Origin of the sequence: Duganella sacchari (assembly GCF_900143065.1) — a bacterium.
GTDB classification, from domain to species: Bacteria; Pseudomonadota; Gammaproteobacteria; order Burkholderiales; family Burkholderiaceae_D; genus Rugamonas; species Rugamonas sacchari.
In genome coordinates this window covers 83,397-95,907 of record NZ_FRCX01000017.1, presented here as the reverse complement: position 1 = coordinate 95,907, position 12,511 = coordinate 83,397, and the positions used below count along the sequence as shown (strand labels likewise).

The following is a 12,511-nucleotide window of genomic DNA, read 5'->3' as shown; positions in this document are numbered from 1 at the left end:
CAAGCTTAAGCGCAGCATCGTGGTGACCTCCAACCGGGTGGTGCAGGACTGGGGGAAGTACCTCGGCGACAACACCATGGCGACCACCATCCTGGACCGTCTGATGCACCGCGCGCACCTGCTGGAGTTCGAGGGGAAGAGCTACCGCTTGAAGGAGGCCGCCAGCCGTCTGACCGGCTTGGTCAAGCAGGGCGAGTCAAAAAATGACCCGGCTGCGGTCGATTAAACTACAATCCGACTGTCCTGCCTGGGGGAATTTGACCCGGCCAAGGGTGGGGGAATTTGAAGTGGCCAACGGGGACACCAAGAGCATTGCAATCAACACTGCTGGGGCCGGATACGTCTGAAGCATAAAGGCAGCCACCAAGGGACCGGCTGCCTTGGCCAGCAAGGATGGTCCGGCCATTGCGCCAGATATGGCTCCGTAATTCTGGCGCCCGAACATGGCCTGCGGGATTGTGCCGCGAACGATCGTCAGGACGCCGTTGCTCAACCCATAGAGAGTGCAGAATGCCGCCGCTGCCCATGACTGGCTGCCCCACAACAGTAGCGCCAGAACGGCGGCCGGCAGCGAGGCGAATGAAAACAGGCCGACCGTTTGCGGCAGTGCATTCCGGGCGAAAGTACGCTCGCAGATACGCCCGGCGACCTGCATGGGGCCTATCAGTGTTGACATCATCACGGCAAGGCCAGCAGTGTGGCCGAAGTCCTTCAGTAGAGGGATCAGGTGCACGGACAACGCCGAGAAAATGAACATATTGGCGGCGAAGGCCATTGCCAGTTTCCAGAAGGCCGGATGTCGTAGTGCCTCGGCCAGTGTATGGCTGCGCTCTGGTACCGCATGCGGTACATGCGTGACCGACGCGTCTCGGCCCAGCATCAGGTGCAGGGGGAGACATAGCAGCAACTGCACGATCCCGAACCAGAAATAGGTTTCACGCCACCCGATAGCCGTGCTCAGCTTCAGCGTCAGCGGCCAGAACACGGTGCTGGCGAATCCAGCAAACAAGGTCAGCGTCGATATCGCCTGGCGGCTGTTGTGATTGAACTTGCGGTTGATCGTGGCGAAGGCTGCCTCATACAGCGTCAGCGACATAGCCACGCCAAGCACCGTCGAGGCACCAAAATATGACAGCGTCCCGGTTGCTCTGCTCAGCCAGATCAGTCCTGCGCCGCAAACCAGCGAGCCCGTCGCCATGATCAATTTCCCGCCAAAGCGGTCCAGCAGCATACCGGTGGGCGTCGCGACTAAGCCCGCCACCAGCAGGCTCCATGAAAAGGCGCCATACACCAGTTCTGCGCGCATCCCCAGCTCTCGCCCTATGCCGGGTGCCACAATGCTGAACGCATAGTACAGCGATCCCCAGGAGGCGATTTGCGTGAAGGCCAGTATGCCGATGGTGTGCCAAGCACGGTGCATGGATGACTTCCTCTTTTTGATGAGTAACGGCGCTTATGCGCAGCAGGATTTCGCTTTCAGCGACGGCACCGGATCACTACAGCCGCAGCCCGCTTTACCTTGGGTTTTTGCGTCGGCGTCCTGCACGCAGCAGGCGGCGCTACCGGCCGGCGCCGGCCCGCCACAACAGCTGGTGGGCGTCAGCTGGACTCCGTATTCCAGGCGTGTGCTGCAGACGCCTGTTTCGGGCAGTTCGAGCTGCACGTCGTCGGCCTGCGCCAGGTCTCCAGCAAGCGCTGCTACCACTGAACGCACCTGCTCATAGCCGGTCGCCATCAGAAAGTTTGTCGCGCGGCCGTAGCTCTTGGCGCCCACCGCATAGTATCCAGGCTCAGGGTGCGCGAGTTCGCGGTGACCGTGCGGGCGGACCGTGCCACAACTATGCTCGTTGGGATCGATCAGCGGCGCCAACGCGTCGGTGCTTTCCAGCCAGGGATCGTGCCGCACGCGCAGTTCACGGGTCAGCTCCAGGTTGGGTCGCGCACCGGTCGAGGCCACGATCTGGTCGACGCCATCGATCACCGGACTGTTGCCGTCCACCTCATCGCCAACGACGCGCAGTGCGTTCCCCTCCACCTCCAGCGCGTGAATGCGGAATCGGGTATGGATTTCCAGTTTGCCTGATGCCTGCAGCGCCTTGAGGCGCGTACCGAGAGCGCCACGCGCCGGCAGGCCATCGGCGCTGCCGCCGCCGAACGCCTTCTCGATCGCGGCACCGCGAACAGCCCACACCAGCGTGGTGCCAGGTTCCTCCTCTGCCAGCTGGGCCAGGGCGATCAAGGTTCCGGCCGCCGAATGGCCGCTACCGGCGACCAGCACCCGCTGTCCGGCATAACGGTGGCGCTCAGCGCCCAGCACATCGGGCATACCGTAGGCAATCCGTGCCGCGTGGGTGATTTCGCCGATGGCATCGATGCCGCTCGCGCCCAAGGGATTGGGGTGCGACCAGGTGCCGGTGGCGTCGATTACCGCGCTGACGAAATATTCACGTTCACCACTGGCGGTGACGGCGCGCACGATGAACGGCGCCAGCTCGCGCCCGCGCGTCTTGACCTTATCAAAGCCCTGGCGCGACACCTGCACAACGCGGTGGCCCAGCTTGAGATGGGCAGCAATGGCAGGCAGCTGCGCTAGCGGCTGCAGGTACTGGTCGATGATCTCGCCCGCCGCCGGCAAGTCGTCTTCGGCCGGCATCGGCCAGCCGGCGTCGACAAGCAGCCGCAGGGCCGCCTTGTCCACGTTGTACTGCCAGGGCGAGAACAGGCGCACATGGCGATAGGTGGCCAGGTTGCCAGCGACATTCTCACTTGCCTCGAAAATCAGCGGTGTCATGCCGCGCGCCACCAGGTGCGCGGCGGCGGCAAGGCCGACCGGGCCGGCGCCCAGGACCGCCACCGGCAGGTTGATATCGGTTACGTTCATGGCAATTCCTTTCAGGTCAATGAGAGGGACATCAGCGTGGCTGTAGCAGGACAAGCTCCTTGGAATTCTCGTGAATGGCGCAGCGCCGCCGGTATTGTGGCGCGCTCGGCTTGGATAAATCCGCGACGTGCGAAGAAGGAGGCCGCCGTGGTCGTTAACAGGTACAGAGTGGACACGCCGCGCGATTGGGCGACGTTCGCCAGCGCCGTGAACAGTAGCCCGCCTGCCCCCGACCCGCGCTGGCTTGGCGCCACCACGACCGAACGCAGCAGCGCCGTGTCGCCGTAGACCTCCAAGCCGCCGGCGCACACGATGGCGCCAGCCCGGTCCCCCACGGTGAAGCTGGTCAGATGCTCCTGCGCGCCATCGAGCGGCAGCCCAGCCTGCGTGAGCAAGGATTCGATCGCGGTCCAGTCGGCCGCCGTCGCGGGACGCAATGCCGGGGAAGTGATACCTGTGCTGCTCATCATTACCTCCATTCGTTATTCGTCAAATGACGAATTAAAAGAGAAAAAAATTACAGACTGCCGATCAATTGCTTCAGCTGCGCCAGCCGTTCGGGGTTGACGCAGTAGCAGGTGCGCTGTTCATCCGACGAACCGAGGATCAGCCCGGCCTGCTTCAAGATCGTCACGTGCTGCGAGACGGTCGACGCGGCCAGCGGGACTACGTCGGTCAGGCTGCCGAAGTAGCACGCGCCGTAGGCGGACAGATACTTCAGCAGCTGGACGCGCGCGGGATGGCCCAGTGCCTTGCACATCAGCGCCACTTCATCGGCATTAATTTCAAGCACGGTGGCGCCGGCGGCCTGGGTGTCGCAGCAGGATTTCATAGGACTCATTCGTAAATCGACGAATAAAGCATAGGCTCATGTCATCAAGCTGTCAAGATACTTTGATATTCTTTGAAATGTCGTAGCTTCTGCGCCATCATACTTCGACAATTACTGAATCATGGAAGTAACCAATATGGAAACCAAGGACGTTTTAGCCGCGCTGGCGGCCATTGCCCAGGAGAGCCGGCTGGCCGTTTTCAGACTGCTGGTTCAGGTCGGCCCTGAGGGGATGGCAGCCACCAAGATAGCAGAGCAGCTCGACATCGCGCCCTCTTCACTGTCGTTTCACCTGAAGGAGCTCACGTACGCCAGGCTGATCACCTCGCGCAGTGAGGGGCGCTTCGTGATCTACTCGGCCGATGTTGTGGTCATGAACGGCCTAATCGACTACCTGACCGAGAACTGCTGTGGCGGCGTTCCTTGCGGTCCAGCCGGCTGCGACACCAAACCCACATCTACCTGAATTGGAGAATTCCCATGCAAGAGAAAGTCTACAACGTACTGTTCCTCTGCACCGGCAACTCGGCGCGCAGCATCATGGCCGAAGCCTTGGTGACAACGATGGGTAAGGGCCGCTTCAAGGGCTTCTCTGCCGGCAGCCACCCTGGTGGCATGGTCAATCCTTTTGCCATCGAACAGCTGGCTCACACCGGCTATCCAACCGATGAGCTGCGCAGCAAAAGCTGGGACGAGTTCGGCACTCCGGACGCACCGCACATGGACTTCATCATCACTGTATGCGACAACGCCGCTGGCGAGGTCTGCCCTCACTGGCCGGGCCACCCGATGTCGGCGCACTGGGGCTTTGAAGATCCAGCTGCGGCCCTGGTGAACAGCATCGAGGAAAAGCGCGCGGTGTTCAACCGCATCTTCCGCCAGATCATGACGCGCATGAACATTTTTGTCAGCCTGCCGCTGCACATGCTGGAAAAGAATGCCATTCAGCGCGAAATCCAGGCGATCGGCGAAACCTCCGTTTAAATTTTTTTACTTCAAACTCACTATGAACATCCTGTTTCTCTGCACCGGCAACTCGTGCCGTTCCGTCCTTTCCGAAGCCACCTTCAACCATCTGGCCCCGGCTGGACTGAAAGCCATCAGCGCCGGCAGCCAGCCGGCCGGTAAGCTGCATCCCCGCGCTGTGGAGCTCCTGCACAGCAAGGGCATCTCCACCGAGGGCTACTACAGCAAGTCGTGGGACGATCTGCCAGTAACGCCCGATATTGTCGTGACCGTCTGCAGCAGCGCCGCTGGCGAAACCTGCCCGGCTTATCTGGGGCCGGTGCTGCGCACGCACTGGGGTGTTGACGACCCGGGCCACGTGGTGGGCACCGAGGAAGAGATCAGCACCGCGTTCGAACGGACCTACCGCATCATCCGTGCGCGTATCGAGGCGTTCCTGGCTCTACCACTCGAAGAGTTGCGGAAGGATCCCGCAAGCCTGAAGCGCGAACTCGACAGCATTGGCGGTATTGAACCATGAGTTTTGCACGTCGCATCGTGGCGGAAGGATTGGGGACGGCGATGCTGCTGGCAGTGGTGGTCGGCTCGGGCATCATGGCCGAACGACTGGCCGGAGGCAACGTGGCGATCGCACTACTGGCCAACGCAATTGCCACCGGCGCCGGCTTGATCGCGCTGATCCTGATGTTCGGCACCATCTCCGGAGCGCACTTCAATCCAGTCGTTACGCTATCGGAGGCCGCGCAAGGTAATCTTCCCGGCCGGGAGGTGCTTCCCTACATCGCCATCCAAGTTGCCGGCGCCTTCGCTGGCGTGGCTGCGGCGCATGGCATGTTCGGTGAGCCGCTGTTCTACGCCTCGGAGCACGCCAGGACCGGGGCAGCGCAATGGTGGAGCGAATGCGTGGCCACGTTCGGCCTGATCGCCGTTATCATCGGGTGCTCGCGCAGCCGGCCGGCCGTCACGCCGTTCGCGGTGGCGGCCTATATCACAGCTGCGTATTGGTTCACGTCCTCCACGTCGTTCGCCAATCCAGCCGTGACCCTGGCCCGCAGTGCGACCAACACCTTCGCCGGAATACGTCCCGTCGATGCGCCGGGATTTATCCTTGCGCAGCTGGCTGGTGCGGCCGCCGCAACTGCAGTGTTCTGCTGGCTGTATCCAGCTGTGCCCGCCAACGCCACGGTGGCCGGAACCGTGGCTCCCGGCGATTTCGCGGCTCGGTCCGAACAGCAATAAAGGACAAATTGTATGACCAATGCGAACCTTCCCAACATCAAGACCGATCTGCTCGACATCCCCACGGTCGGAAAATTGGATCCTGTGGGAGATTTAAGCCATCCGCCGCGCATCCTGATGTTATACGGATCGTTGCGTGAGCGTTCGTTTAGCCGCTTTCTCATCGAAGAAGCGGCGCGTATCCTGGAGCACCTGGGTGCCGAAGTCAAAATCTTCAATCCCATGGGGCTGCCGATGGCCGGCAGCGTGCCGGAGGACCATCCGAGAGTCGTCGAGTTGCGCGAACTGTGCCTATGGTCCGAGGGGCAAGTCTGGTGCAGCCCCGAGCGCCACGGCGCCGTCACCGCCGTGATGAAAAACCAGATTGACTGGATCCCGCTGGAAATGGGCGCGATCCGGCCAAGTCAGGGGCGTACGCTTGCCGTGATGCAGGTCTGCGGTGGCTCGCAGTCCTTCAACGTGGTCAACACGCTGCGTTTGCTGGGACGCTGGATGCGGATGTTCACCATCCCGAACCAGTCCTCGGTGCCGATGGCTTACAAGGAATTCGATGAAGCTGGCCGCATGCGCCAGTCGGGTTACTACGACCGAGTGGTCGACGTCATGGAGGAGTTGTGCAAGATGACGCTTCTGCTGCGCGGCCGTAGCGACTATCTGACCGACCGCTACAGCGAGCGCAATGAGCGCGCGCTGAAAGCGATCGACCGGCAGATTCAGCGTATTTGACAATCGGTGAGTCAGTCATCCGGGTCGGCTGTCCAGCTTCGGGAATGGCGCATATTCTCGTAAAAACGGCCACCGATTCCTGTTCCAATGCGGCCACTAATGCTTACCTCACTGAATCTCGCGCCGGGCCCGAATCAGATCAGCCGCGAGGACGGCAAACGGCTAGTGGTGGTCAGCGCCAACGTGCGGGGCCGTGATATCGGCTCGTTTGTGTCCGAATCGCAGCAGGCCATCGATCGACGGGTGGCGGTCCCCGCCGGCTACTGGCTGCGCTGGGGCGGACAATTCGAGCAGTTGCAATCGGCCCTCGGCACGATCAAAGTCATCGTACCGGTCGCGTTGCTGCTGGTGCTGGCACTGCTCTATCTGATGTTCGGCAACCTGACCGACGGCCTGTTGGTGTTTAGCGGAATTCCGTTTGCCTTGACTGGAGGCGTAATCGCCTTATGGGCCCATGGCATACCGATCTCAATTTCGGCAGCGGTCGGCTTCATTGCCTTGTCCGGCGTCGCGGTGCTGAACGGACTGGTCATGGTCGCGTTCATCCGATCGCTGCGTGAAGGTGGCACCGACCTCGACGCCGCAGTAGAGGAAGGTGCCATCGCGCGGCTGCGTCCTGTCCTGATGACTGCGCTGGTCGCCTCCCTTGGCTTTATCCTGATGGCGATCGCGACGGGTACCGGGGCCGAGGTGCAGCGGCCGCTAGCCACCGTGGTCATTGGCGGTATCCTGTCGTCAACGGCATTGACTTTGCTCGTGCTGCCATTGCTGTATCGTCTGTTCCACGGCGCAAATGAGGACGAATTCGATTCCGTGTCGTCTGCGCAGAGGTCGGTTGTCGACTCCGACGGTCCTGCAACCGTATGACCCAGAACGACCGTCAATAGGAGGCAAAATGAGCATAAAAGCGACCGGCGTAATATTGAACCAGATCCCGGCCGGCGTCTGGGTGCTGGGCTTTGTCAGTATGCTGATGGATATTTCTTCCGAAATGGTCCATAGCCTGCTGCCCGTGTTCATGGTGGGAACGCTGGGGGCCAGCGTCCTCACTGTAGGCGTGATTGAAGGCATGGCGGAATCCACCGCCCTGATCGTCAAGGTGTTTTCGGGCACGTTGAGCGACTATCTCGGCAGGCGTAAGGGACTGGCGGTGCTTGGTTACGCGCTGGGGGCGCTGACCAAGCCTCTGTTTGCCATCGCCAACACGAGCGGCATGGTGTTATCCGCCAGGCTGCTCGATCGGGTTGGCAAAGGCGTCAGGGGGGCGCCGCGCGACGCGCTCGTCGCCGATATCGCTCCGACACATTTACGCGGCGCCGCCTTTGGCCTGCGTCAGTCCCTCGACACAGTAGGCGCGTTCCTTGGCCCACTGCTCGCGGTCGGACTGATGCTGCTATGGGCCAACGATTTCAGGAAAGTGTTTTGGGTGGCGGTAGTTCCAGGTATGTTGGCCGTGGCTTTGCTGTTCTGGGGTGTGCGCGAACCCGAGCGGCACCACACTGCCAATCGTACCAACCCCATTCGCCGGGAGAACCTGAAGCGCCTCGGCAGCGCATACTGGTGGGTGGTTGGAATCGGCGCGGTGTTCACGATGGCGCGCTTCAGCGAAGCGTTTCTGGTCCTACGTGCTCAGCAAGGTGGCGTGCCTGTCGCGTTGGTGCCGCTGGTGATGGTGGCGATGAATGTGGTCTATTCCGTCTCCGCCTATCCGTTCGGAAAGCTCTCTGACCGCATGAGTCATACCGGGCTACTTGCGATCGGGCTGATCGTCCTGATCGCCGCCGATCTGGTGCTGGCCCTGAACGATCACTGGGCGGTCGTGCTCACGGGTGTCACGCTTTGGGGGTTTCACATGGGCATCACGCAGGGGCTGCTTGCGACCATGGTGGCGGACACGGCACCGGCCGACCTGCGTGGCACAGCCTATGGTTTTTTCAACTTGGTGAGCGGTATCGCGATGCTGATCGCCAGTATCCTGGCCGGGGCGCTATGGGATTGCCTTGGAGCTGCCTCGACGTTCCATGCCGGCGCCGGCTTTTGTATCGTGGCGCTGTTCGGGCTGTCCGTACACGCGTACCGATCAAAGTCAAAGCATGGCCGGTAAATGCCAGACAACGGGTACCGTTTGTGCTTCCAGATCATCAAGATGGTTCGTACGGGAATCCTAAGCGCGCACTTCCAGAAATCATCCTTGGTCAATCCGGCAAAGACATTCGCACCGCCTGTTACATTGTCCACATTCAATCCCCTGCCAACGTTCGAAAGCACACGAAACATCAGTCTCTGAAAAGGCCGCTGAGATTCGGCTGGGCACTCGCCTTTCCTTGAGTTGCTGACTGCGCGCGATTGGAGCTGATCGCTTCTCTTACTTTCCATGTTTTTTGTGACGGCGCCGCCCGCGTACCTTTGGAGCCGGCGTCACCAGTTCCAGATGGGGGGAGCGATTCTTTTTGTTGCTCTGCTTGTAGCTGTAGTTCAACCACCAGATAAAACCGCCCAATATCAGAAGCACTACAACGGAGCCATAGATTAGGGCTGTTTGCAGTTCGGCATGTGCAGCAGATTCGGTTGGACTCATGATAGCTACCTCCTCGATCGAACGTTTCCCATGTGTAAAAAACTCCATCAACTTGCTTCACAGCGATTCGTGAAAAGCGGCCGACAACTTGCCGGCCGTACTTCACAAAGGTTCGCTAAATTTAGTGAGCAGGTTGTGCGTCATCAGTAGCGATCTCGCTCTCTTCCGCGTCGTTGCGGTGCATCAGGCGATATAGCAGCGGCAGTACCAGCAAGGTCAGGGCCGTCGACGACAGTATGCCGCCAATGACCACAGTCGCCAGCGGACGCTGCACTTCAGCCCCCGTACCGGTAGCCAGCGCCATCGGCACGAAACCCAACGAAGCGACCAATGCGGTCATCAGCACTGGTCGCAGACGGGTTAGTGCTCCTGTAACTACCGCGCTATCCAGATGCATGCCCTCTTCACGTAAAGAGCGGATATACGAAATCATCACCAAGCCGTTGAGGACTGCCACCCCGGACAGGGCGATAAAGCCCACGGCGGCCGAGATCGACATGGGGATGCCACGCAGCGACAGTGCAATGATGCCGCCCGTGAGCGCAAATGGAATTCCGGTAAAGACCAGCAGACCATCTTTGACGTTATTGAACATGACAAACAACAGCGTAAAGACCAGGAACAGTGCCAGCGGAACGACGATTTGCAGGCGACGGGTTGCCGATTGAAGCTGTTCAAACGTGCCGCCCCAAGTCGTCCAGTATCCGGATGGAATCTTGACGTTCTTGGCGATCGCCTGTTCAGCCTCCGGTACGAAGCTACCGATGTCGCGGCCGGTCACATTGGCGCTGACCACGATACGGCGCTTACCATTCTCACGGCTGATCTGGTTCGGACCAGGCGCAAATTCCAGTGCAGCCACTTCGCCCAGAGGGATGAACGAGGTCGCAGCGCCTGCTTGAGAAGGCAGTGAAATAGGCAGTCGGCGTAGCGCATCCAGGTCGCTACGCAGCGTTTCCGGTAGACGTACCATTATGTCGAAACGACGGTCGCCTTCAAACATGATGCCCGCCTCACGGCCGCCGGTCGCAATCGCCAGCGCATCTTGCACATCGCCGATATTGAGACCATAGCGTGAGGTCTTCTCACGATCGATCTGCACGGTCAACATAGGCAAGCCACCAGTTTGCTCCACCTTCACTTCGGTGGCCCCAGGAATGCGCTGCAGCACATCGGCAATCTTCTTGCCAGTATCGGCCAGAACCTCCATATCGTCGCCGTAGACTTTGACAGCAACATCACTACGCACGCCGGAAATCAGTTCGTTGAAACGCAGTTGAATCGGCTGGGAGAACTCATAGGCGTTGCCGACATATTTTTCGGCTTCCTCCTTGATTTCTGCGATCAATTCGTCGCGGGTCTTTTTCGGCCTAGGCCATTCCGACTCCGGTTTGAACATGATGTAGCCATCTGAGATATTCGGCGGCATGGGGTCCGATGCAATTTCCGCAGTACCGGTACGGGCAAAGATGCGGTCAATTTCTGGAAACTTGGATTTCAAGCCTGCTTCCAGCTTCTTCTGCATCTCCAGCGACTGGCTCAGGCTGGTACCCGGAATGCGCAGTGCTTGGATCGAGATATCACCTTCGTTCAGGTTCGGCACGAATTCGCTTCCCATGCGCGTGGCCAACAGGCCGCATAGCACAATCAACACCACGGCGCCCGTGATAACCGGCGTCCCGTTGTTCATCACCTTTGCCAGCAGCGGCTCATAAGCATTCTTGGCCATCGCCATCAGACGGTTTTCCTTCTCCGCGACACGCTTACCGATGAACAGGGCTACTGCCGCCGGGATGAAGGTCATGGACAAGATCATGGCGCCCAGCAAAGCTGTGACCACGGCAAAGGCCATCGGATGGAACATCTTGCCCTCAACGCCCGCGAGAGCAAAGATAGGCAGGTACACGACCATGATGATCAACTGACCGAAGAGCAACGGGCGACGCGCTTCCTTGGCAGCGGCGAATACCTCATGGAAGCGTTCTCGCAAAGTCAGCTCTCGCTTATGGTGCTCTTGCGCATGCGACAGGCGGCGAACACAGTTCTCAACAATCACCACAGCGCCATCGATAATGATACCGAAGTCCAACGCCCCCAAACTCATCAGGTTGGCGCTGACCTTGTACGTCACCATGCCAGTGAAAGTGAACAGCATCGCCAGTGGAATGACCATCGCTGTGATAAGCGCCGCGCGGATGTTACCCAGGAAAATGAACAGAATCACGATGACCAGAATTGCCCCTTCGAGCAGGTTCTTCTTCACGGTCGCAATAGCCTTGTCGACCAGTATCGTGCGGTCATACACCGGTACAGCTTTTACACCAGCTGGCAGCGAACGGTTCACGGCCTCCATGCGCTTGGCAACCGCCTGCGATACCACGCGGCTATTTTCGCCGATCAACATGAAGACTGTGCCCAACACCACCTCACGGCCGTTTTCAGTCGCGGCACCGGTGCGCAGCTCGCGGCCGATAGCTACTTCGGCTACATCACGCACGCGGATCGGCACACCCTGGACGTTGTTCAGGATGGTATTGCGGACGTCCTCCAGCGTGCGTACCTGGCCAGGCGCGCGGATCAGGAACTGCTCACCGTTGCGCTCGATGTAACCGGCGCCCACGTTATTGTTGTTGCGATCGATGGCGCTTACAACATCTTTGAGGGTGAGGCCATAGGAGCTCAACTTCACGGGGTCTGGTGTGATGTGATATTCCTTCGCGTAACCGCCTATCGAGTTGATCTCGGTGACGCCTTCCACCTGGCGCAGCTGCGGTTTTATGATCCAGTCCTGTATCTCGCGCAGATCGGTCGGCGTGTATGGCGTGCCATCAGGCTTCTTGGCGTTGGGTTCGCTTTCGACCGTCCACAGGTAGATCTCACCCAGCCCGGTCGAAATTGGTCCCATCATCGGTACGACTCCGCGCGGCAGGTTTTCCTTCGCCTCCTGGATGCGCTGGTTAACCAGCTGGCGCGCGAAGTAGACATCGGTGCCATCCTTGAAGATCACTGTCACCTGTGACAGGCCATAGCGGGACAACGAGCGCGTCTGCTCCAGATTGGGCAAACCGGCCATCACGGTCTCGATTGGGAAGGTGACACGCTGCTCCACTTCCAGCGGCGAATAGCCATTGGCGCTGGTATTGATCTGTACCTGCACGTTAGTAATGTCAGGCACTGCGTCAATCGGCAGCTTCTGGTAGTTGTAGACGCCAATGGCGGCCATGGCGATCACGGCGAGCATGACAAGCCATCGGTGGCCGATGGCAGATTGAATTATTCGTTCAAACAT

13 protein-coding genes and 1 pseudogene are annotated in these 12,511 nt (G+C 59.9%); 8 read left to right on the top strand and 6 right to left on the bottom strand.

Translation table 11 applies throughout. The features are described from left to right. Nucleotides 1-226: ATP-binding protein (locus BUA36_RS27280; RefSeq protein WP_167544342.1), on the top strand; the 226-nt coding region annotated here is incomplete at its 5' end. Here the strand turns inward: BUA36_RS27280 and BUA36_RS27275 are convergent. The 4 genes from BUA36_RS27275 to BUA36_RS27260 are packed head-to-tail and all read right to left on the bottom strand — an operon-like array spanning nt 197 to nt 3,722. Further along, nucleotides 197-1,420, bottom strand: coding sequence for an MFS transporter (locus BUA36_RS27275; RefSeq protein ID WP_072789718.1), 1,224 nt, complete (start codon nt 1,418-1,420; stop codon nt 197-199). The genes BUA36_RS27280 and BUA36_RS27275 overlap by 30 nt on opposite strands. Nucleotides 1,421-1,453: 33 nt before the next feature. After that, nucleotides 1,454-2,881 (bottom strand): NAD(P)-binding domain-containing protein, encoded by a 1,428-nt coding sequence (locus BUA36_RS27270; protein ID WP_072789714.1) that lies wholly within the window; start codon nt 2,879-2,881, stop codon nt 1,454-1,456. An 11-nt stretch (nt 2,882-2,892) separates the two neighbouring features. After that, complete coding sequence (arsN2, locus tag BUA36_RS27265; RefSeq protein WP_167544341.1) at nt 2,893-3,351, bottom strand: arsenic resistance N-acetyltransferase ArsN2; 459 nt, start codon at nt 3,349-3,351, stop codon at nt 2,893-2,895. Between the two features lie 47 nt (nt 3,352-3,398). Continuing rightward, complete coding sequence (locus tag BUA36_RS27260) at nt 3,399-3,722, bottom strand: ArsR/SmtB family transcription factor (protein ID WP_229255827.1); 324 nt, start codon at nt 3,720-3,722, stop codon at nt 3,399-3,401. Nucleotides 3,723-3,849: 127 nt separating this feature from the next. Here BUA36_RS27260 and BUA36_RS27255 point away from each other — a divergent pair, with 127 nt between their 5' ends. The 7 genes and pseudogenes from BUA36_RS27255 to BUA36_RS27225 all read left to right on the top strand — a co-directional run bounded on the left by BUA36_RS27255 (nt 3,850) and on the right by BUA36_RS27225 (nt 8,748). After that, nucleotides 3,850-4,179, top strand: coding sequence for an ArsR/SmtB family transcription factor (locus BUA36_RS27255; RefSeq protein WP_072789707.1), 330 nt, complete (start codon nt 3,850-3,852; stop codon nt 4,177-4,179). A 14-nt stretch (nt 4,180-4,193) separates the two neighbouring features. Continuing rightward, on the top strand, nt 4,194-4,697 hold the full coding sequence (locus BUA36_RS27250) for an arsenate reductase ArsC (RefSeq protein WP_072789703.1): 504 nt from the start codon (nt 4,194-4,196) through the stop codon (nt 4,695-4,697). Nucleotides 4,698-4,719: 22 nt separating this feature from the next. Next, nucleotides 4,720-5,199 carry an arsenate reductase ArsC gene (locus BUA36_RS27245; RefSeq protein ID WP_072789701.1) on the top strand — a complete coding sequence of 160 codons (480 nt, stop codon included), beginning with the start codon at nt 4,720-4,722 and terminating at the stop codon, nt 5,197-5,199. Beyond that, nucleotides 5,196-5,918: an aquaporin gene (locus BUA36_RS27240; protein ID WP_072789698.1), complete on the top strand. Its 723-nt coding sequence runs from the start codon at nt 5,196-5,198 to the stop codon at nt 5,916-5,918. Before BUA36_RS27245 ends, BUA36_RS27240 begins: the two co-directional genes overlap by 4 nt. Before the next feature lie 12 nt (nt 5,919-5,930). Further along, nucleotides 5,931-6,644 carry an arsenical resistance protein ArsH gene (arsH, locus tag BUA36_RS27235; protein WP_072789696.1) on the top strand — a complete coding sequence of 238 codons (714 nt, stop codon included), beginning with the start codon at nt 5,931-5,933 and terminating at the stop codon, nt 6,642-6,644. A gap of 63 nt (nt 6,645-6,707) precedes the next feature. Continuing rightward, nucleotides 6,708-7,511 (top strand): annotated as a pseudogene (locus BUA36_RS27230) (efflux RND transporter permease subunit); the annotation flags it as partial. A 28-nt stretch (nt 7,512-7,539) separates the two neighbouring features. After that, nucleotides 7,540-8,748 (top strand): MFS transporter, encoded by a 1,209-nt coding sequence (locus BUA36_RS27225; protein ID WP_072789694.1) that lies wholly within the window; start codon nt 7,540-7,542, stop codon nt 8,746-8,748. Between the two features lie 261 nt (nt 8,749-9,009). Here BUA36_RS27225 and BUA36_RS30500 read toward each other — a convergent pair whose 3' ends face one another. Both BUA36_RS30500 and BUA36_RS27220 read right to left on the bottom strand, forming a co-directional pair. Continuing rightward, nucleotides 9,010-9,222 (bottom strand): hypothetical protein, encoded by a 213-nt coding sequence (locus BUA36_RS30500; RefSeq protein WP_139260711.1) that lies wholly within the window; start codon nt 9,220-9,222, stop codon nt 9,010-9,012. Nucleotides 9,223-9,343: 121 nt separating this feature from the next. Then, nucleotides 9,344-12,511, bottom strand: a complete 3,168-nt coding sequence (locus BUA36_RS27220; RefSeq protein ID WP_072789691.1) for a CusA/CzcA family heavy metal efflux RND transporter — start codon at nt 12,509-12,511, stop codon at nt 9,344-9,346.

What these genes read in the sequence shown, in the direction of transcription:
- BUA36_RS27275 (WP_072789718.1), bottom strand. Translation starts at nt 1,420, where the DNA reads ATGCACCGTGCTTGGCACACCATCGGCATACTGGCCTTCACGCAAATC.
- BUA36_RS27270 (WP_072789714.1), bottom strand. Translation starts at nt 2,881, where the DNA reads ATGAACGTAACCGATATCAACCTGCCGGTGGCGGTCCTGGGCGCCGGC.
- arsN2 (WP_167544341.1), bottom strand. Translation starts at nt 3,351, where the DNA reads ATGATGAGCAGCACAGGTATCACTTCCCCGGCATTGCGTCCCGCGACG.
- BUA36_RS27260 (WP_229255827.1), bottom strand. Translation starts at nt 3,722, where the DNA reads ATGAGTCCTATGAAATCCTGCTGCGACACCCAGGCCGCCGGCGCCACC.
- BUA36_RS27255 (WP_072789707.1), top strand. Translation starts at nt 3,850, where the DNA reads ATGGAAACCAAGGACGTTTTAGCCGCGCTGGCGGCCATTGCCCAGGAG.
- BUA36_RS27250 (WP_072789703.1), top strand. Translation starts at nt 4,194, where the DNA reads ATGCAAGAGAAAGTCTACAACGTACTGTTCCTCTGCACCGGCAACTCG.
- BUA36_RS27245 (WP_072789701.1), top strand. Translation starts at nt 4,720, where the DNA reads ATGAACATCCTGTTTCTCTGCACCGGCAACTCGTGCCGTTCCGTCCTT.
- BUA36_RS27240 (WP_072789698.1), top strand. Translation starts at nt 5,196, where the DNA reads ATGAGTTTTGCACGTCGCATCGTGGCGGAAGGATTGGGGACGGCGATG.
- arsH (WP_072789696.1), top strand. Translation starts at nt 5,931, where the DNA reads ATGACCAATGCGAACCTTCCCAACATCAAGACCGATCTGCTCGACATC.
- BUA36_RS27225 (WP_072789694.1), top strand. Translation starts at nt 7,540, where the DNA reads ATGAGCATAAAAGCGACCGGCGTAATATTGAACCAGATCCCGGCCGGC.
- BUA36_RS30500 (WP_139260711.1), bottom strand. Translation starts at nt 9,222, where the DNA reads ATGAGTCCAACCGAATCTGCTGCACATGCCGAACTGCAAACAGCCCTA.
- BUA36_RS27220 (WP_072789691.1), bottom strand. Translation starts at nt 12,511, where the DNA reads ATGTTTGAACGAATAATTCAATCTGCCATCGGCCACCGATGGCTTGTC.